The sequence below is a fragment of the Streptomyces sp. WAC04114 genome, from assembly GCF_019733245.1.
GTDB lineage: Bacteria > Actinomycetota > Actinomycetes > Streptomycetales > Streptomycetaceae > Streptomyces > Streptomyces massasporeus_A.
In genome coordinates, this window is sequence record NZ_JAIGQA010000149.1 from 1 (window position 1) to 20,553 (window position 20,553).

Genomic DNA, 20,553 nt, shown 5'->3' on the forward strand with positions numbered 1-20,553 from the left:
GCGCGGGCCGGGGCGGGGGTGGCGGTGTCGGTGATCCGGGTGAGCAGGTGGTCGGTGACCGCGTCGGGCGTGGGATGGTCGAAGACGACGGTGGCCGACAGCCGCAGTCCGGTGGCGGTGTTCAGGCGGTTGCGCAGTTCGACGCCGGCGAGGGAGTCGAAGCCGCTCTCCTTGAAGGCGCGCTTGGGATCGAGCCGCTGCGGGTCGGTGTGGCCGAGGACGCCGGCCACGATGCCGCGGACGAGGTCGAGGACGGTCTCGCGGCGCCGCTCCTGCGGCAGGGCCGCGATCCGCTGCGCCCAGGTGGTGCCTTCGGCGCCCGCGTCGGCGGCGCGGGCAGCGGTGCGCCGGGAACGGGGTGCCGGGGCCAGGTCGCGCAGCAGGGGCGAGGCGTCGGCGCGCAGGGCCCGCTGCTCGAACACCACGGGCACGCGCAGCGCGTCGTCACCGGCCAGGGCCGCGTCGAAGAGGGCCAGGGCGTGCTCGGGGGTGAGGGTCCTGATGCCCTGGCGCGTCCAGCGGGCCAGGTCGGCGTCGCCGAGGGTGCCGCCCATGCCGTGGGTGCCGTCCCAGAGGCCCCAGGCGAGGGAGGTCGCGGGGAGGCCCGCAGCCCGGCGGTGTGCCGCCAGCGCGTCCAGGAACGCGTTGCCGGCCGCGTAGTTCGCCTGCCCCGCCGTACCCAGCAGACCCGACACCGACGAGTACAGGACGAACGCCTGAAGGTCCATGTCCCGGGTCAGCTCGTGCAGATGCCACGCCGCGTCCACCTTCGGACGCAACACGGCGTTCAACCGCTCCGCGGTCAGACCCTCCACCGTCACGTCGTCCAGCACACCCGCCGTATGCACCACGCCCGACAACTCGCCTACTTCGGAGAGCAGTTCGGCCAGGACCGACCGGTCGGTCACATCGCATGCCGCGAGCCTCACCGAAGCGCCCAGAGCCTCCAGCTCCGACCGCAACTCCCCCGCACCGGGCGCCGCCTCACCACGCCGGCTCACCAGCACCAGTGAGCGCACCCCGTGCACCGTCACCAGATGCCGGGCCACCACAGCACCCAGACCACCGGTGCCACCGGTCACCAGCACCGGGCCCTCACCCCAGGCGACCGCACCACCCTCACCCGGCACCGCCCTGCGCAGCCTCGGCACCACCAACCCACCCGACCGCACCGCCACCTGCGCCTCACCCGAAGCGAGGGCGGCGGTCAGGAGCGGGGCATCGGTGGAGACGTCGGCGTCGATCAGGACCACGCGGTCCGGATGCTCGGACTGCACGCTGCGGAGCAGGCCCCACAGGGGTGCCTGGGCGGGCTCGGGGACGAGGTCGCCGGGTACGGCGGCCACCGCGCCCCGGGTGAGCACCGCGAGGCGCGCGTCGGTCAGGCGCTCGTCGGCGAGGAAGTCCTGCACGAGACGCAGGAACACCTCCGCCGTGTCGTGGGCACGGGCGGCCGCGTCGCCGTGTCCGTCACCGGCCGGGGCGCGTACGAGCACCACGTCGGCCGTGCCGTCGAGCTGCGTGAGGTCGGTCGCCTCCACGACGCTCGGCGCAGCGCCCTCGGGTGTCGCGAGCGGCGTCCACTCCACGGCGTACAGGGCGTCGTCGAGCCGTGGCGCGGAGCGGAGCCGGTCCTTGGCGACCGGGCGCAGGGCGAGGGCCTCCACGCTGATGACGGGGGCACCGACGGCGTCCGCGGCGTGCAGGGCGTAGGTGCCGGACCCGCCGGGCTCGATCCGCACCCGCAGGGTGTCGGCGCCGCCGGCGTGCAGGGCGGCGCCGGACCAGGCGAACGGCAGCCGGATGGTGTCCGCTGCGGTGTCGTCCCCGGCGGCGTGCAGCACCACCGGGTGCAGAAGCGCGTCGAAGAGGGCGGGGTGCAGTCCGAACCGGTCGGCGCCGCTCCGGTGCGCGTCGGGCAGGGCGACCTCGGCGTACAGCGCGTCGGCCGTGCGCCACAGGCGGGTCAGGCCCTGGAAAGCCGGGCCGTAGGTGTAGCCCAGTGCGGCGAGGCGTTCGTAGGCGTCGTCCAGGGGCATCTCGTCGGCGTCGGCGGGCGGCCACTGGCTCAGGTCGGGGCCGGTGGGCAGGGTGCCGCCGAGGGTGCCGGAGGCGTGCCGTGTCCACAGTTGCTCGGCGTCCGGGCCGCTGTCCGGGCAGGCGTGGATCTCCACGGGCCGGCTGCCGGAGGCGTCCGGTGCGCCGACGGCGACCTGGACGCGCACGGCGCCCTGCTCCGGCAGCTCCAGCGGTGCTTCCAGGGTCAGTTCGTCGATCTGGTCGATGCCCAGGCGGCTCGCCGCCGTCAGGGCCAGTTCCAGGAACGCGGTGGCGGGCACGAGGACCGTGCCGGTGATGGCGTGGTCGGCGAGCCAGGGCTGGTCGGCGACGGCGAGGCGGCCGGTGAGAACCAGCCCGTCGCTGCCGGCCAGTTCCATCGAGGCGTGCAGGAGCGGGTGTCCGGCCGGGTCGAGGCCCAGGCCCCGGGCGTCGAGGGGGCGTTCGGGCGTGAGCCAGTAGCGCTCGCGCTGGAAGGGGTACGTCGGCAGGTCGACGAGGCGGGCGCCGGGGTGGAAGGTCCCGGCGGCGAGGGGCGCGCCGCCGGTCCAGGCCGTGGCGATCCCGGCGAGGAAGGTCTCGCTCTCGGGGCGTGCGGCCCGCAGCAGGGGGACGACGACGGCGTCCGCGTCGGCCAGGGCGGCCCGGGTCAGCGGGGCGAGCACGGCGTCGGGGCCGGCCTCGACGAACACGGTGGCGCCGTGCCGGTGCAGGGCCCGGGCGGCGTCGACGAACCGTACGGGCCGGCGGATCTGGCGTGCCCAGTAGTCGGGCGAGGTCAGCTCGTCCGGGGTGGCGAGTTCGCCGGTGACCGTGGAGACGATCGGGATGCGTGGCGCGTGGAAGCTGAGGCCTTCGGCGACCGCGCGGAACTCGTCCAGGATCTCGTCCATGTGCGGCGAGTGGAAGGCGTGGCTGACCTGGAGCCGGCGGGTGCGGCGGCCCCGGGCGCGCCACTGTCCGGCGAGTTCCTCGACGGCGTCCTCGTCGCCCGAGAGCACGAGGGAGTCGGGGGCGTTGACGGCGGCGAGGTCGAACCGGCCCGCCGCCTTGTGCAGGTCGTCGGCGAGTTCGGCTTCAGTGGCCTCCACGGCGATCATGGCGCCGCCCGCGCGTGCCGCTTCCATGAGACGTCCCCGGGCCGCGACCAGGCGGGCCGCGTCGGCGAGGGACAGCACGCCCGCGACGTGGGCCGCGGCGAGCTCGCCGATGGAGTGCCCGGCGAGCAGGTCCGGTGTCGTGCCGTGGTGGGCGAGGAGCCGGAACAGGGCGACCTCTACGGCGAACAGGGCGGGCTGGGTGTAGGCGGTGCGGTGCAGCAGCCGGGCGGGCTCGGTGTCCGCTTCGGCGAACATCACCGTGCGCAGCGGCAGTTCGAGGTGCTCGTCGAGGGCGGCGCACACCTCGTCCAGCGCCGCCGCGAACACCGATGAGGCGGCGTACAGTTCGCGGCCCATGCCGGTGCGCTGGGCGCCCTGCCCGGTGAACAGGAAGGCGGTGCGGCCCGCGCCCGCGGCGCTGCCGGTGACGACCTGCGCGGTCTCCTCGCCGTCGGCCAGGGCGGCGAGGCCGGTGAGAAGCGTGGCGGTGTCCGTGGCGGTGACCACGGCGCGGTACGGCAGGGCGGTGCGGGTGAGGGCGAGGGACGCGCCGAGGTCGGCGGGGTGCGTGCCGTTCCCCGTGACGACGTCGTGCAGGCGCCGGGCCTGGGCGCGCAGCGCCGCCTCGTCCCGCGCGGACAGCACGAACGGTACGGGCCCGGACGGCTCCGGCCTCTCGACGGACGCCTCCTCGGGTGCCACGAACTCCTCGACCACCACATGTGCGTTGGTCCCGCTGATGCCGAAGGAGGAGACACCCGCGCGACGGGGCTCACCGTCCCGGGCGGTCCACTCACGTTCCTCGGTCAGCAACTCGACCGCACCCGTGTCCCACTCCACGAACGGCGACGGCTCGTCCACGTGCAGCGTCCGCGGCAGCACACCGTGCCGCATCGCCTGCACCATCTTGATCACACCACCCACACCCGCTGCGGCCTGAGCGTGCCCGATGTTCGACTTCAACGACCCGAGGAACAAGGGTTGTTCGCGGTCCTGGCCGTACGTCGCCAGCAGTGCCTGCGCCTCGATCGGGTCGCCCAGCCGCGTGCCCGTGCCGTGCGCCTCCACCGCGTCCACCTCGGCCGGGGTGAGCCGGGCGTCGGAGAGGGCGTCGCGGATGACGCGCTGCTGGGAGGGGCCGACCGGGGCGGTGAGGCCGTTGCCGGTGCCGTCCTGGTTGATCGCGCTGCCCCGCACCACCGCCAGCACCCGGTGCCCGTTGCGGATCGCGTCCGACAGGCGCTCCACGACCAGGAGGCCGACGCCCTCGGCCCAGGACGTGCCGTCGGCGGACGCGGCGAAGGACTTGGAACGGCCGTCCGCCGCCAGGCCGCGCTGGCGGGAGAACTCCACGAACATGCCGGGCGACGACATGACCGTCGCGCCGCCCGCGAGGGCCAGGTTGGTCTCGCCCGAGCGCAGGGAGCGCACCGCCATGTGCAGGGCGACCAGCGAGGACGAGCAGGCCGTGTCGACGGTGACCGCCGGGCCGAGCAGACCGAGCTGGTAGGCGATGCGGCCGGACATGACGCTCGGTGTGGTGCCGGTGAGGAGGTGTCCCTCGACGGTGTCGGGGGCCTCGTGCATCCGGGGCCCGTAGTCGAGGGTGGTGGCGCCCACGAACACGCCGGTACGGCTGCCCTTGAGGACGGTGGCGTCCAGGCCGGCCCGCTCGACGGCCTCCCACGCGGTCTCCAGGAGGAGGCGCTGCTGCGGGTCCATGGCGAGGGCCTCGCGGGGCGAGATCCCGAAGAAGTCGTTGTCGAACAGGGCGGCGTCGTGCAGGAAGCCGCCCTCGCGGACGGTGCTGTGACCGCCGTGCGTGGGGTCGGCGTCGTACAGGCCCGTGTCCCAGCCGCGGTCGCCGGGGAAGCCGGATATGGCGTCCCGGCCGTCGGCGACGAGGTTCCACAGCTCCTCGGGAGAGGTGACGCCACCCGGGTAGCGGCAGGCCATGCCGACGATGGCGATGGGCTCGTGCGCCATGTCGGGGGTGCTGCCCGGGCGGTCCTCGATGGCGGTGGCCGTGCCCGGGCCGGCGAGGAGGGTGGTGAGGTGGGCGATGAGGGCGGCCGGGGTGGGGTGGTCGAACAGCAGGCCGCCGGCCAGCTTCAGGCCGGTCGCGGTGGCAAGGGCGTCGCGCAGCTCGACGGTCATCAGGGAGTCGAAGCCGAGGTCCTTGAACGCGGCATGCGGGTCGACGCGCCGGACGTCGGTGTGCTCCAGGACGGCTGCGACCTGCTCCAGCACGAGAGCGGTGGCGTCGAGGGCGTGCGGGGCCGGCGCGGCCGGAGCTGAGGCGGCGGTCGCGGCTTCTGCGGCGGCGGTCCCGGCTTCGGGCAGGGCCGTCGCGGATTCCTGGACGGCGAGGGCGGCGACCGGGCCGTCGATCCAGTGGCGCTCGCGCTGGAAGGCGTAGGTGGGCAGCGGGACGCGGCGGCCCGGGCCGTCGGCGTGCACGGCCGCCCAGTCGACGGGTGTGCCACGGACGAACGCGGCGGCGACGCCGGTGAGCAGGGAACGGACCTCGGCGCGTCCGGCGCGGAGCGTGGCGACGGGAGCGGTGACCCCGGTGTCGCGGGCACTCGCCGCGGCCAGGGCGGTCAGGACGCCGTCGGGGCCCAGTTCCAGCAGGGTGGCGGCGCCCAGGTCCTCCAGGGCGCGGACGGCGCCGAGGAAGCGGACCGGACGGCGCACCTGCTCGACCCAGTAGGCGGGCGAGGTCCACTCGCCCGGTGCGACGGCGGTGCCGGTGACCGTGGACACGGCGGCGATCCGCGGCTCGTGGAACGTCAGCTCCTCCACGACCGCGCGGAAGCGCTCCAGCATCGGGTCCATCAGCGGCGAGTGGAAGGCGTGGCTGACCGTGAGGCGGCGGGTCCTGCGGCCCTGCGCGGCGAGCTGGTCGGCGACGGCGGTGACGCTGTCGAGCGCGCCCGAGAGCACCGTCGCGCGGGGCCCGTTGACGGCGGCGACGGCCACCGGCCCGTCCTGCGCGGCGAGCAGCGGCAGCACCTCGTCCTCGGTGGCCTCGACGGCGACCATGGCGCCGCCGGCGGGCAGTTCCTGCATCAGACGGCCCCGGGCGGCGACCAGCCGGGCGGCGTCGTCGAGGGACAGCACGCCCGCGACATGGGCGGCGGCGATCTCCCCGATGGAGTGCCCGGCCACATGGCCCGGGGTGATGCCCCAGGAGGTGACGAGGCGGTACAGGGCGACCTCGACGGCGAAGAGCGCGGGCTGGGTCCAGGCGGTGTCGTCCAGACCGGTCCCGGAGTCGACCACCTCGGCGAGGGGCCGCTCCAGCAGCGGGGCGAAGGCCCGGCACACCTCGTCGAAGGCGGCGCGGAACGCCGGGAAGGCGTCGCGCAGTTCGCGTCCCATGGCGGCGCGCTGGGCGCCCTGCCCGGTGAACAGGAAGGCCGTCGTGCCGGGGCGGACGGCTCCGGTGACGACCTGCGCGGCGGCGCGGCCCCCGGCCAGGGCGGTCAGGCCGGCGATCATGCCGGCCCGGTCGTCGGCGAGGACGACGGCCCGGTGGTCGAAGACGGTGCGGGTGGTGGCCAGGGAGTGGCCGATGTCCTCGGGGCGGGGCCCGGGTTCGGCGCTCACGGCGGCGCTCAGCCGGTCCGCCTGCGCGGCGAGGGCGGCGGCGTCGCGGCCGGAGACGACCCAGGGCAACAGGACGCCGTCCCCGTCCGGGGCCTCGGCCGGTGCCGGTGTGGCCGGTCCCTCCCCCACGACGACGTGGGCGTTGGTGCCGCCCATGCCGAACGAGGAGACACCGGCGATGAGCGCCCGGTCGGGGGCGGGCCAGTCCCCCGTCTCGCGCTGCACCTCCAGGCCGAGTTCGGCCAGCGGGATCGCCGGGTTCGGGGTGTCGAAGTTGAGGCTGGCGGGCAGGCGGCGGTGGCGCAGGGCCAGCAGGGTCTTGATCAGGCCGACGATGCCCGCGGCGCCCTCCAGGTGGCCCACGTTGGTCTTCGCGGACCCGACCCGCAGCGGACCGGCGCCGGAGCGGGCCGTGCCCAGCACCGCGCCCAGTGCGGCGGCCTCAATGGGGTCGCCGACCGGCGTGCCGGTGCCGTGCAGTTCGACGTACTGGACGGCGTCGGGGGCGAGGCCGCCGCGTTCGTAGGCCTCGCGCAGGACCCGCTCCTGGGTCTCCTGGCCGGGCACGGTCAGTCCGGGGGTGGATCCGTCGTTGTTGACGGCGCTGGCGTGGATCACGCCGAGGACGTCGTCGCCGTCCGCGAGGGCCCGGGACAGCGGCTTGAGGACGACGGCGCCGCCGCCCTCGCCGCGTACGAAGCCGTTGGCGCGGGCGTCGAAGGCGTAGGTGGTGCCGTCGGGCGAGAGGCCGCCGAAGCGCTCTCCGGCCACCGCGGCCTCGGCGAGGATGTTGAGGTTGACTCCGGCGACGATGGCGGCGTCGGACTCGCCGGCGCGCAGCGACTCGCACGCCAGGTGCACGGCGACCAGCGAGGAGGACTGGGCCGAGTCGACGGTGAGGCTGGGGCCTCGCAGGCCGAGGTGGTAGGAGACCCGGTTGGCGATCACGCCGCGGTTGACGCCGGTCATGGTGTGCTGGGTGACGGCCCGTGCGCCGTGCTGGTAGAGCAGCGCGGCATAGTCGTCGCGCAGGGTGCCGACGAACACGGCGGTGCGGCTGCCGCGCAGGGTGCCCGGGACGATTCCGGCGTTCTCCAGTGCCTCCCAGGCCAGTTCGAGCACGAGGCGCTGCTGCGGGTCCATGACGCGGGCCTCGCGGGGGGCGATGCCGAAGAAGCCGGCGTCGAAGGTGTCGACGCGCTCCAGGAAGCCCCCGCGGCGCAGGCCGGGTCCGGCGTCCTCGGACGCGGCCTCGGAGGTCGCTGGCTTCAGGCGGTCCGCCGGGACCGGGGTGATGGCGGAGGTGCCGGTGCTGAGCAGGTCCCAGAAGGCCTCGGGATTCTCCGCACCGGGCAGACGGCAGGAAAGGCCGACGACCGCGATGTCCTCGCTCCGTGCACGGCGCGTCCCGATCGATTCGGACTGGTGCTGATTCGTCATCGCGCTCGACTGCCCTTTCGGCCGAATTACCGCAAGACTGCTGAGTGGGGAAATGTTCGGCCCGATCGTAGGCAGGGGGGTCTCTCACCCTTCTCAGTGTCCGGCCTCGCTTCGGTAATTCGGTCCGGACGAAAAAGGAGAGGAAAAAGAAGAAGGCGCCATGACCGGGCGGTGGACGGGGACCGCACTCCCCGTTCTCCGCCGCCCGGTCATGGCGCTGCCGTCGGTCAGCCCGCGAGGGTCGCGGCCTGTTCCGCGGCTCGGAAGCCGGACTCCAGGGCGCCTTCGACGAAGGCTCCGTTCCAGCCGCTCGCTATGTCACCGCCCGCGAAGACGATGCGGCCGAACGGCTGCTGGATGTCCGGCAGCTGACGCAGGAGCTGTCCCGGCCGGCGCAGGCCCCAGCCGCCGCGCGCCCACGGGTCCTTGTGCCACTCCTTCGCCCGGTACTCGACGACCCTGGCCTCCGGCAGCAGTCCGCGGACGGCGGCGCGTACCGCCTGCGGGTCGGACACGTCGAGGGCGGGACCGGTGAAGGCGACGAAGATACGCCCGTCGGGCAGCGGCTTCTGCGGGATCAGCAGCAGGATCGGGGCGCCCTCCGGGGCCTGGGCGGACACCGCCTCGGAGGTGCCCCGCACACGCAGCCACAGCTTGGTGGCGTGCGGGACGCCGATGCCCTCACGGGCGGCGTCGGCGTACACCTTGGGCAGGCCCGGCTCGAAGGTGAGCGTGGACCACATGTTGACGGGCGTGGCGAGCACGACCACCGGGGCCTGGTGAACCCTGCCGCCGCGGACCTCGACGTGGGTGAGGCCGCCGCGCTCGCGGATCGCCGTGACCGGCGAGTTGAAGCTGACGGTCGCGCCGGACTCGCGCAGCATCCGCTCCAGGATGGAGATCATGCCGCCCTCGGGCAGCTCGCTCATCACCGAGAGGAACTTGTCGTAGGTGCCGCCGGCGAGCTGGTACCACTGGGCGAGGCCGGTGAGGGAGCCCGTGCGGTTGCCGCCCGCGAACACCGAGGTGGCGCCGCTCACCCAGTCGTGGTCGACGCCGGTCAGCTGGAGCCGGTCGATGCGGTCGGCGAGCGAGAGGCGGTCCACGGACGCCAGCAGGTCCTTGCGGTGGAGCGGCTCGTAGGGCCGCTCGAAGTACTGCTCGGAGCCGGCGTAGAAGTCCGCGAAGAGGCTGTTGAGGCGGGCGCCCGCCTCCTGCGGGGAGTGGCTGGCGTAGCCGTCCGGTCCGGGCATGACCATGCGGGTGGCGTGGACGTCCTCGGTGGTGGTCAGCGAGTAGCGCTTCAGTTCGCGGGCCACGAGGTCCTGGCCGGGGCCGAACCAGCCGCCGCCGAGTTCGATGTGCTGCCCGGCCAGGGTGCCGGGTTCGATGCGGCCGCCGATCCGGCCGCGGGCCTCCAGGACCAGGACCCTCATGCCGCGGGCGCCCAGTTCGCGGGCGACCGTGCCGCCCGCGTACCCGGCGCCGACGACGATGGCGTCGTACGGCTTGCCGTCCGCCGCGGCGGAGGAGGACGCCGTCGCGGTGACCGCACCGGCGGCGAGCGCGGTGGCGCCCGCCGCCTTGAGGACGGTTCTTCTGGTGACGCGTCCGTGGGCGCGGGGGGTCGTGCTGTCGCCGTTCTCGGTCATGGAACACACCTTTCGCGAAGAGCGGGAATTGCGGGACGGAAAGCGCACGGGATCGGCGGACGGAAAAGAGGGAATGAGGTGGTCGGGCGCGTCCGATTCCGCGCCGGAATTTCGGGCATGGGGAAGGGGCCGGTTCCGACGGGGGTTCGGAACCGGCCCCTTCGTCAGGGGGTGAAGCGAATACCGGGCCCGGTCACTTCTGCGGGCGGCGGTACGCCTTCACGACGCTGGCGTAGCTGTTCTTGGCGTGGCCCTGGGCGATGATGCCCTCCATCAGCGCCTCGGAGTACTTGGGCAGTTCGGTGTCGACACCGAGCGCCTCGGACTCCTCGACGAGGTGCTTGAGCGCGCCCAGGTGCGTCTCCAGCGTGGCGTCGTTGGCCGGGAACTTCTCGTCGCCGGCGTCGATCTGCGCGGCGTAGTCGGCGGTGAACATCTTGATGGCGTCGAGCCACATGTGGGCCCACGGCAGGAACTCCTGCGCCTTGACGCCGCCGGTCTCCACGATGGCCACGCCGTGCAGGAAGCTGTTGAGGGCGCCCCACATCAGGCCGAGCAGCGACACGTCGAACAGGGCGGGCTTGCCGTGGTCGGTGCCGAGGTAGGTGGTGCCGCCGCCGAGGAGCTTCAGCACGGGCTCGTGCGCGTCGAAGGTGGCCTGGTCGCCCGCGTAGAAGAGGACGGAGGTCTCGGCGCCGATTCCGGGCGGGGTGATCATGATGGCGCCGTCGAGGTACTTGGCGCCGTTCTTCTCCGCCCACTCGGCGGTCTGCCGGGCCTGCTCGGAGGAGCCCGTGGTCAGGTTGACGACGGTCTTGCCGCGCAGGGCGTCGCCGAGCGAGCCGATGACGTCGTGCACCACGTCGTACGTCGACACGCAGACGATCACGAGGTCACTCGCGGCGACGGCGTCGGCGGGCTTCGCGGCGAGGACCGCGCCGTCCTTGACGAGGCCATCGGCCTTGTCCGCGGATCGGTTCCACACGGTGGTGGCGTGACCCGCCTTCAGGAAGGCGGCGGCCAGGGCCTGCCCCATCAGGCCGAGGCCGAGCACCGACACCGAGGTGTGGTTGTCACCCATGAATCAGTTCCTCCAGTACGAAAGTGGTGTTGCTGAGCGAACCGGCACGCGGGGCGCGCCGCTGAAAGAGGGGGTCCGGGGCGTCGACTCAGAGGAAGACGGTGCCGGGCTCCAGGCCGACCAGGACGCGGCCCTGGAGTTCGAGATTGACGTCGGCGTTGGCGAGCGCGTGCAGCGAGAAGCCCTGGATGTCGCGGTGGAAGCGCTGCAGGTGGACGTCGCGCCGGATGACGGAGCCGCCGCTGGCGTTGTGGAGGATCTCCACCGCCTCCTTGGCCAGTTGGGCGGCGAAGCCGGTCTGGCCGCGCACGATGGCCTTCTCCTCGTCGGTGGGCTGCTCGCCGGCGTCGGCGCGCTCCTGGAGGAGGGTGAGCCAACGGGCCGACAGGGCCTCGGCGGCGTCGATCTTGTTGGCGGCCGTGGCGACCTGGATCTGTGTGAGCGGGTGCAGCTTCTGGTCGGTCCAGTCGGTGTAGGTGATGCCCCGTCCGGGGAGGCGCTCCAGGAACAGCTCGTACGCGCCGCGGGCGATGCCGATGAACACGGCGGCACACTCGGCCATGACGAAGCTGAGCAGGCCGTAGTTGCGGCCGGTGGCGCCCATGTTGGAGCGGTCGCCGGTCGCGCTGACCATGACCTCCTCGAAGGACACGGCGTGGTGGGCCGGCACGAAGACGTCCTCGGCGACCGCGGTGGCACTGCCGGTGGCGGCGCCGGCCGAGACGTCCCAGTCGTCCACGATCTTGAGGTCCGACATGGGGACCAGGGCCATGATCTCGCCCTCGGTGCCGTCGGGGTTGCGCACCATCGCGGCGGTGAAGTCCCAGTCGGCGCCCTTGCAGCCGGTGTTGAACTTCCAGGTGCCGTTGAGGAGGTAGCCGCCCTCGGTGGGGACGGCGACGCCGGTCGGCGCGAACGCGCTGGAGATCTTGACGGAGCCGGAGGCGAAGACCTCCTCCTGGGCCCGGTCGGGGTAGAGCGTGGCCGTCCAGGTGCTCGTCACCCAGACCATCGTCACCCAGGCGGCGGCGGGGCAGCCGCGGCCGATCTCGGTGATGACCCGGGCCTGGTCGGCGAGCGGCAGGTCGAGCCCGCCGAACCGGCGCGGCACGGCCATGCGGAACACCCCGGCCTTCTCCAGGAGTTCGATGCTCTCGTCGAGCAGCCAGCCGCGGTCCTCGGCGGCGCGGCCGTTCTCGCGCAGGGTCGGGACGATGCTGTCCACGGCTTCCAGTACGGCTGCCAGGTCGTCGTTCGTGGCCATTCCGGCTCCTCGATTGTGATTCCTACTGCCGGCCGTAAGGCGTGAGAACCCGTACGCTCCCCGGCTGTTCAAAACCTTAACGAGGGGCTTGGAAAAATGAGTAAGGGAACACTCATCGCCCGGTCATCACTGCCGTACCTCCGGAAACCGGAGGGCATCTGACGCGCAATTACCCGACGATTACCGGGCACTGACCGGGAAATGATCGGACGGTGCCCGTAAAGGCCCGTGTGGGAACATCCCCACATGACTCTTTCATGGCCCGAACTCGTAACGACGGCGGCCGAGGACACGACCTCGGCACTGGAAAAGGGAGCCGATCAGGACTGGCGCGGAAAGGCGGGTGATCTGGACTGGAGCTGTCGGGAGACCCTCTCGCACATCGCGCTCGGGGTGGTGGGGTACGCGGGTCTGCTCATCGCCCGCCCCACCGACCGCTACATCACCCTGTTCTCCTCGATCGACGCTCACGCCCCCGTCCCGGCCGCCCTGGAGGGCATCCGGATCGCGGGCACGCTGCTCGCCGGCACCGTCCGCGACACCCCGCCGGAGGTCCGCGCCTGGCACCCCTACGGCCACTCCGACGCGGCCGGCTTCGCCGCGATGGGTGTGCTCGAACTCGTCGTGCACGGGCGGGACATCGCGCAGGCGGTAGGCGTGGAGTACACCCCGTCGGACGCCTTGGCGGCGCCGGTGGTCGAGCGGCTCTTCCCCGACGCGCCCACCGGTCACTCCCCCGCCGAGACCCTGCTGTGGTGCACCGGGCGCGCCGCACTGCCCGGGCTGCCGCGCCGCGGCGCCTGGCGCTGGGACGGCCAGGTGCGCCGGGCCTGAGAGGGCCTCCGGCCTTCCCCCCTCAACCGGATCACGTGCCGCCGGGCGACTCGCACTGTCGCCCGGCGGCACTGTCATGTCGTGCCCCGCCCGCGGGGAGACCACGGCATTACCGCAGCGTGGCTGGAACGTTGAACCCGCCCGAATAGTGTCGGCCACGGAAATGCACGAGCACCCGCACTGCCCGTGCAACAGCCGCGTGGACGTTCCTTTCCCTGAACGTTCCCCTCAAACGTTTCTCCAGCCAAGAAGGCAGGTCGATTTCCGCCATGTCCGAGATCGTCGCGGAACTGGAAAACCACACCGCCCGCTACGTCGAGGCCGTCAACGCCGGCGACTACGAGACGGTCGAGAAGTTCTACACCGCCGACGCCGTCGCCGTCTGGGAACCGGGCAAGCCGCTCACCGGTGACGAACGCCGGAAGTACCAGCGGGAATTCCTCGAGGCCGGGCCGCGCATGGCGGCCAAGCCCCGGCAGGTGTTCGTGACCGGCGAGACCGCGCTGATGATCGTCGACTGGACGATCGACATCCCCGGCACCGACGGCACCACCGACCACCTGGCCGGTGTCGGGGTGGACGTGCTGACCCGGGGCGAGGACGGGGTGTGGCGCTACGCCATCGACGACCCGTACGGCCAGGCGAGCTGACCGGCGCGAGCGCCGCGGCCCGCAGAACCGAAAACACCTTGGCTCATGAGTGAGATGCCGGTCCCGCACGGCGGGCCCGCACCGAGTACACGGGGGACACACAGCACCATGCACAGCACCGGACCCATCGGCGGGCGGCGGCCGACGCGCCGCACCCTGCTCAAGGCGGCCGGGGCGGCCGCCGTCGCGGTACCCGCCCTGACTCCGCTCGCCCCGGCCGCCTCGGCCGCCACCCGCGGCGCCGCGGCGGACTGGGACGTCATCGTCATCGGCGCGGGTTTCGCCGGCATCACCGCGGCCCGCGAACTGCGCGCCCGCGGCAAGCGGGTGCTCGTCCTGGAGGCCCGCGACCGCATCGGCGGCCGCACCTGGACGGACACCTACGGCGGTCAGCTGATCGAGCGCGGCGGGACCTGGGTCGAGCCGACCCAGCCCTACCTCGGCGCCGAACTCACGCGCTACAAGCTGGCGCTGGAGGAGGACGAGCCGATCTCGACCACGTGGCTGCCGACGCCGGCCGGCCCGAGGCAGTTCACGCCCGAGGACGGCTTCGGCCGGATGGGCGCGGTCTTCGAGCGCATGTTCGACGGCACGCGGACGTACTTCGAGAAGCCCTTCCAGCCGCTGTACCGGGCCGACCTGCTGCAGAGTCTGGACAAGCTGACGCTGCGCGACCGCCTGACCCAACTCGCCCTCACGCCCGAGGAGGAACTCCTCGTCAACGGGCAGACGGCGGTCTACGCGGGCGGCTCGAGCGCTGCCGGAGCCTTCACCATGTTCGCCCACTGGTGGGCGCTGGCCGGCCACACCAACGCCGGCTGGAACGACACCATGCGCTGGCGTATCGCCAAGGGCACCAAGGCCCTGCTCCAGGCGATGGTCAACGAGGCCAAGCCGACGATCAAACTCAGCTCGCCGGTCGCCTCGGTGAACGACACCGGATCCCTGGTGTACGTCACCACCACCTCCGGCACCCGCTACAGCGCCACCGCGGTCGTCGTCGCGATGCCGGTCAACTCCCTGAGCACGGTCAAGTTCAGCCCGTCCCTGCCCGCCGCGCTCACCACCGCCACCACCCAGGGCATCGCCGTGGCGAACGCGGTCAAGCTGTGGATCCACGCCCGCAAGGGAGCCGGCCGGGTCTACGGCCAGGGCGCCGAGGGTGGCTCGCCGATCCCCATGCTGCTGCCGTTCAAGGAGACGTCCGAAGGCATGCTCTACGTCGCCTTCAGCACCGATCCCAAGCTCGACCCGACCAGCACCGCCCAGGTGAAGAAGGCCGTGCAGCAGCTCGGCGTGAACCTGGACATCATCGGCGTCAAGGCGCACGACTGGGGCCGCGACCCCTACGCGCGCGGCGGCTGGGCGTACCGCAAGCCGAAGCAGCTCACCACGCTCTACCCGGAGGTCACCTACACCAGCGGGCGGCTCTCCTTCGCCAGCGGCGACATAGCCAACGGCTGGAGCGGCTACATCGACGGCGCCATCGAGTCCGGTCTGCGTGCCGCCCGGCAGGCAGCGGGCGAGGAATGACCACCGAGGCATCACCCACCCACCCCCTGGAAGGGAACCGTATCCCCATGTCAGCCACGTCCTTCACCGTCCCCTTCGACCCGGAACGCCCCGACCTCACCGCCGACACCGACATCCAGAACGAGATCTTCATCCAGGTCTTCAACTCGGGTGACGGCGAGCTGTTCAACCGCCTCTACCTCGACGACTCCGTCTCGAACTTCTCCGGCGAGCCCCTGACCGGCGCCGACCGGCTGGCGTTCTTCAAGGAGTTCCTGGCCTCGAAGCCGACGCTCAAGGCGAGCGTCACCCACTCGTACGTGGCCGGAGACGTGGCGCTGATCGGTGTCGAGTACTCCATCGACACCACCGGCCCGGACGGTGAGCCGGTCCGGCTGGAAGGCGTCTGCACCGATGTGCTCCGCAAGACCGACGACGGCCGCTGGCTGATGGCCATCGACCGCCCGGTGGCCGCGACCGGCCTCGTCGCCGACTAGTGCGAGAGGCAGCCCCCCTGGTGTGCCAGGGGGGCTCCGCCGTGCCGGAAACCCCCAGATGGCCCGACGAGATTCGGAGAGACAGTGACCGACCAGAAGGAACTGGCGACCGTGCTGGACGCCGTACGCGATGCCGTCCCCACGCTGCGCGCGAACGGCGCGGACGCGGAGGAACGGCGTTGGATCCCCGAGGAGAACATCCAACTGCTTCAAAAGGCGGGGGTGTTCCGCGCCGCGGTGCCCCGTGCCCACGGCGGGCTCGACTTCGGCGTGGCCGATCAGTTCAAGGTCATCGCCGAGGTCGCGCGCGGCTGCCCGTCCACCGGCTGGCTGACCATGGTCTGGCTCACCAGCACCTGGTGCGCCTCCCTCTACCCCGACCGGGCGCAGAAGGAGGTGTTCGAGGGCGGCGACACCCGGGTGTCCATCGTCTTCGCCCCGACCGGCACTCTCGCCCCCGTCGACGGCGGCTACCGCCTCAACGGCACGTGGCGCTACAACTCCGGGGTCCGGGGCGCCGACTGGGACCTGCTCGCCGCGATGGTCGAGCGCCCCGACGGGACCCACGAGGAACTCGTCGCGCTGGTCCCGGTCTCCGAGCTGGAGGTCACCGACGACTGGCACGTCAGCGCGGGAGCGGCCACCGGCAGCTGCACCACCAGCGCCGAGGACGTGTTCGTGCCCGCCCACCGCGTGGTCTCCCTGGAGGAGGCCATGGTCAGCGCGACCGGCGACCGCGAGAACACGGGCGCCACCGGCCGCAACTACGGGCTGCTCGGCTACGTCCTGTCCGGCGTCGCGGCCGCCTTCACCGGCATCGCGCGCGGCGCGTACGAGCTGTTCCTCGAGCGCCTCCCCGGGCGTGGCATCACCTACACCGACTGGACCGACCAGAAGCTGCACCCGCTCACGCAGATCCAGGTCGCCACGGCGGCCAACAAGATCGACGCCGCCGAGAGCCTGGCCGACCTGTGGCTGGAGGTCCTGCAGACCAGCGCCGACGCCGGCGAGCAGCCCACCGACGAGCAGAAGGCGGTGATCCGCGGCCGGACGGCGTACGCGGCGCAGCTCGCCAAGGAGTCCGTCGAGCTGCTGTACGCGGCGAGCGGCGGCTCGGTCATCCGGCGCGAGGTCGCCCTGCAGCGGTTCCACCGCGACATCCAGGGCTTCTCGCTGCACGCCCTGGTCCAGCGGGACGCCAACCTGGAGGTCCAGGGGCGGGTCCTGGTCGGCATGGACCCGGGCACGTACTTCCTGTGACGGCCGGCCTCCCGCGGCGGCGGGAGGCCTGTCACACGGCAGGTGATGACACACGGAAAGGGCGGCACCACCGGTGGGTGGTGCCGCCCTTTCCGTGTCCGCCGGACCGGCGGCGTTCGGGCCGTGGCCGCCAGGCGGTCAGGAGCCGGTGGCCGGCTTCCCGAAGCGGCCGTTGACGAAGAGCAGTTCGTCACCGGTGCCGCCCTCGCCCGCCGCCAGCACGGTGCCGATGAAGATGGTGTGGTCGCCGAACGCGTGCGACTCGGTCAGCTCGCACTCCAGCCACGCCACGGAGTCGTCGAGCAGCGGCGCGCCCGTGTGCTCGCCGGCGCGCCAGTCGACGCGTTCGAACTGGGCGGCACCCAGCGTGCGGCTCTTGTCGGCGAAGTGCCGGGCGACCGGCTCCTGGTGGGCGCCGAGTATGTTCACGGCGAAACGCCCGGCCCCGGTGAGCGCGCCGTGCATGACCGCGCTGTGGCCCACGCTGCACAGCACCGACGGGGGATCGAGGGAGACCGAGCTGAAGGCGTTCGCCGTCATGGCGTGCAGGTGCTCCCCGCCCACGGTGAGGACCGTGACGCCGGTGGCGAAGCGGGACATCACCCCGCGCAACCGGTCCGGGCGTACCGGCTCGTGCCCGGAACGCACGGCAGCGTGTTCGAGTTCGGCGGACGCGGAATTCATGCCACTCTCCGATGGGTCACGGGACACGTCAGTGCCGTCCGCACATGGAGGGGCAGCCGGCGCAATCAACGTAGTCGCGGCGTCTCGCGGATCCTTCATGCCCGGGTAACCGGGGGGCCTTCAGTGACCGACCGTCACCGATGACCTTTCAGTGACCGGATGTTTACCCGTCCATCGGACCCTGAGGACATGACTGAGACCTCCGCCGCAGCCGCGGAACGCGAACTCGCCGAGCCCTATCTCCGCCAGGTACTCGACACCGCGGGACTGGCGGTGGAGTACGTGCGCGCCGAGCGGAACACGCTGTACGTACGGGACGACGACGGTACCGAGTTCCCGGTCGTGGACTTCGCCGGCGGTTACGGCTCGGTGCTGCTCGGCCATCACCACCCCGAGATCACCGCGTACGCCCGTGAACTGCTCGCCGAACATACACCGATCCACGCCCAGTTCTCGCGCCACCCGTACGCCAACCGGCTGGCCGCCGAGCTGAACCGCATCATCGCGCGTGAACTCTCCGACGACGAGCCTTATTACGCCATCTTCGGGAACAGTGGCGCGGAAGCGGTGGAAGCCGCAGTGAAGCACGCCGAACTGGACCGGGGCATCCGCGTGTCCGAACTGCTCGGCTCCGTTGACGCCGGACTCGTGCGGGCGCGCGCCGCGGTGGCCGACGGGTCCGCCACCGTCCACGGGGAGGCGGCCGCCCGCCTCGGGGTGGCCCTCGCGGCCGACGACAACGATGCCCTCCGCTTGCTGGAGGCGGCGATCAGACGCCACAACGACGAGGTCGCCGCGGCCCCGCCGCTGTTCCTCGCCCTGGAGGGCGGCTTCCACGGCAAGCTCGCCGGCAGTGTGCAGCTGACCCACAACGAGGGCTACCGGCTGCCCTTCAAGTCCCTGGCCGCACAGGCGCGGTTCGTCCCGCACAACAGCCCCGAGGACCTGAACGCGGTCTACGCGCGTGAACGCAGGGTCCTGCTCGGCCTGACCACGCAGAACGGCAGGATCACGGTGACGGAGCACGAGTTCCCCGTGTTCTGCGCCTTCCTCGTCGAACCGATCCAGGGAGAAGGCGGAATCTGCGTCCTGTCCCGCGCCTTCGCCCGGGAGATCCAGGAGTTCTGCGACCGGATCGACTGTCCCGTCGTCGTCGACGAGATCCAGAGCGGAATGGGCCGCACCGGTACCCTGCTCGCCAGTTCCCGGACCGGCCTGCGCGGTGACTACTACACCCTGGCCAAGACGCTCGGCGGCGGCATCGCGAAGGCGTCCGTGATGCTGGTGCGCGAGAAGCGTTACCGCCGGGACTTCGAGATCGTGCACAGCTCGACCTTCGCCAAGGACAGCTTCTCCTGCCACATCGCCCTGAAGGTCCTCGAACTGCTGGAACGGGACGGGGGCGCGGCCTACCGGCAGGCCGAGGAACGCGGCGCGGCGCTGCGCGCGAAACTCGACGCGCTGCGGGCGGAATTCCCCGACGTGGTGGCCGACGTCCGCGGACACGGACTGATGCAGGGCCTGGAGTTCCACGACCAGTCCGAGGCGTCGTCGCCGGAGCTGCGGCAGATCGCGCAGAGCGGCCTGTTCGGCTACTTCCTGGCGGGTCACCTGCTGCGCCGGCACCGGGTACGGACGTTCCCGACGGCCAGCGCGGTCGGGACGTTGCGTTTTGAACCCTCGATTTATGTCACAGACGCCGAGCTGGGACAGCTCTACGCCGGAATGCACGACGTGTGCACACTGTTGCGCAAGCAGGCCGGCGACGAACTCACCGCCGCGGGCCGCTGATCCATCCCTGGGTCCGCCGCCTCCCCCCACCGGCGGGCCACCAGGACATTCCGGTCGGTCGGCCCGCCATGACCGGGCCGGCCGCCCGACCGGAGGCACCACGGAAAACGGACCGCGTCGACGAGCTGTCGGGCGACGCACCGGTCCCGGGTAACGCAGCACGCCGGAGCAAGTGAAACGGGGGAGTTCATGCAGTTCCGCCTACTGGGACCACTTGAGGTCGAGCCGGCGGGAGGACCGCCGGGCAGCCTGGTCGACCTGGGCGGGCACCGGCAGCGCGCCGTACTGGCGTATCTCCTGCTGCACGCGAACAAGGTGGTGTCCACCAGCCAGATGCTGTCGGCCCTGTGGGCCGACGACGAAGCGCCCATGACCGCGCGCAAGATCCTGCAGAACGCCGTCTGGAAGCTGCGCGGCGTCCTGTCCCGGCCACCGCGCGGCGAGCAGGGTCCCGAGCTGCTGACCCGCGCGCCCGGCTATCTGCTGCGGGTGCCCCAGCAGCGCGTCGACCTGCTCGACTACGAGCAGCGGGTGGTCACGGGCCGTGCCGCCCTGGCGGCGGGCGAGGTGGAACCGGCCCGACGCTCGCTGGGCGAGGCGCTGGCGTTGTGGCGCGGGCCCGTCCTGTCCGATCTGGCGGAGGAAGGTATCTGCTGGCCGGAGCTGACGGCTCTGCAGAACCGCCGGCTCGATGTCATGGAGGACCACTTCGAGGCCGCCCTCGCCTGCGGCCGGCACCAGTTGGTCCTGCCCGACCTGGAGAGCCTGGTGGCCGCCGAGCCCCTGCGGGAACGTGCCTCGGGGCAGCTCATGGTGGCCCTGTACCGGTGCGGGCGGCAGGCCGAGGCACTTGCGGTCTTCGGCCGGGTGCGCGCCGCGCTCGTGGAGGGGCTGGGGCTGGAGCCGGGGCGCGAACTGCACCGGCTCCAGCAGGCGATCCTCACCCAGGACCCGACGCTGGAGGTGCCTCGCACCGTGGGCGACAGGGGGCCGGCCGACCTCGCCCCGGTCCCCCGGCCCGCGCCGGCCCCGCCCTTGCCCGGCGCGGCCTTCGCACCCGCGGTGACGACCTCCCCAGGCCCGGCCGCATACCGCCCGCCGGCCGCTCCCGCGGATAC

The 20,553-nt window shown here is 72.4% G+C and carries 12 protein-coding genes; 7 read left to right on the forward strand and 5 right to left on the reverse strand.

Going from position 1 to position 20,553, the window contains the following annotated elements:
• The 4 genes from K4G64_RS29575 to K4G64_RS29590 form a co-directional block, all read right to left on the reverse strand.
• On the reverse strand, nt 1–8,210 hold an 8,210-nt coding region (locus tag K4G64_RS29575), incomplete at its 3' end, for a type I polyketide synthase (RefSeq protein WP_221759024.1).
• Between the two features lie 227 nt (nt 8,211–8,437).
• Nucleotides 8,438–9,862 carry an NAD(P)/FAD-dependent oxidoreductase gene (locus tag K4G64_RS29580; protein WP_221759025.1) on the reverse strand — a complete coding sequence of 475 codons (1,425 nt, stop codon included), beginning with the start codon at nt 9,860–9,862 and terminating at the stop codon, nt 8,438–8,440.
• Between the two features lie 193 nt (nt 9,863–10,055).
• A complete protein-coding gene (locus K4G64_RS29585; RefSeq protein WP_221759026.1) occupies nt 10,056–10,943 on the reverse strand; it encodes an NAD(P)-dependent oxidoreductase in 888 nt (295 codons plus the stop codon).
• 88 nt (nt 10,944–11,031) lie between these two features.
• Nucleotides 11,032–12,207 carry an acyl-CoA dehydrogenase family protein gene (locus K4G64_RS29590; RefSeq protein WP_031110015.1) on the reverse strand — a complete coding sequence of 392 codons (1,176 nt, stop codon included), beginning with the start codon at nt 12,205–12,207 and terminating at the stop codon, nt 11,032–11,034.
• Between the two features lie 246 nt (nt 12,208–12,453).
• On the opposite strand from K4G64_RS29590, the gene K4G64_RS29595 reads away from it, so the two are divergent.
• The 5 genes from K4G64_RS29595 to K4G64_RS29615 all read left to right on the forward strand — a co-directional run bounded on the left by K4G64_RS29595 (nt 12,454) and on the right by K4G64_RS29615 (nt 16,960).
• Nucleotides 12,454–13,041 (forward strand): maleylpyruvate isomerase N-terminal domain-containing protein, encoded by a 588-nt coding sequence (locus tag K4G64_RS29595; protein ID WP_221759027.1) that lies wholly within the window; start codon nt 12,454–12,456, stop codon nt 13,039–13,041.
• Between the two features lie 269 nt (nt 13,042–13,310).
• Nucleotides 13,311–13,691: a nuclear transport factor 2 family protein gene (locus tag K4G64_RS29600; RefSeq protein WP_221759028.1), complete on the forward strand. Its 381-nt coding sequence runs from the start codon at nt 13,311–13,313 to the stop codon at nt 13,689–13,691.
• Nucleotides 13,692–13,799: 108 nt separating this feature from the next.
• A complete protein-coding gene (locus tag K4G64_RS29605) occupies nt 13,800–15,224 on the forward strand; it encodes an NAD(P)/FAD-dependent oxidoreductase (RefSeq protein WP_260461141.1) in 1,425 nt (474 codons plus the stop codon).
• Nucleotides 15,225–15,271: 47 nt separating this feature from the next.
• Nucleotides 15,272–15,700 (forward strand): DUF4440 domain-containing protein, encoded by a 429-nt coding sequence (locus K4G64_RS29610; protein ID WP_221759030.1) that lies wholly within the window; start codon nt 15,272–15,274, stop codon nt 15,698–15,700.
• A gap of 84 nt (nt 15,701–15,784) precedes the next feature.
• A complete protein-coding gene (locus tag K4G64_RS29615; RefSeq protein WP_221759031.1) occupies nt 15,785–16,960 on the forward strand; it encodes an acyl-CoA dehydrogenase family protein in 1,176 nt (391 codons plus the stop codon).
• A 138-nt stretch (nt 16,961–17,098) separates the two neighbouring features.
• Here the strand turns inward: K4G64_RS29615 and K4G64_RS29620 are convergent, their stop codons facing one another.
• Complete coding sequence (locus K4G64_RS29620; RefSeq protein ID WP_221759032.1) at nt 17,099–17,644, reverse strand: flavin reductase family protein; 546 nt, start codon at nt 17,642–17,644, stop codon at nt 17,099–17,101.
• A 189-nt stretch (nt 17,645–17,833) separates the two neighbouring features.
• Between K4G64_RS29620 and K4G64_RS29625 the strand changes: the two genes are divergently transcribed.
• The gene (locus K4G64_RS29625) at nt 17,834–19,435 is read left to right on the forward strand and encodes an aspartate aminotransferase family protein (RefSeq protein WP_221759033.1); all 1,602 of its coding nucleotides are present in this window, start codon (nt 17,834–17,836) and stop codon (nt 19,433–19,435) included.
• A 189-nt stretch (nt 19,436–19,624) separates the two neighbouring features.
• On the forward strand, nt 19,625–20,553 hold a 929-nt coding region (locus K4G64_RS29630), incomplete at its 3' end, for an AfsR/SARP family transcriptional regulator (protein WP_221759034.1).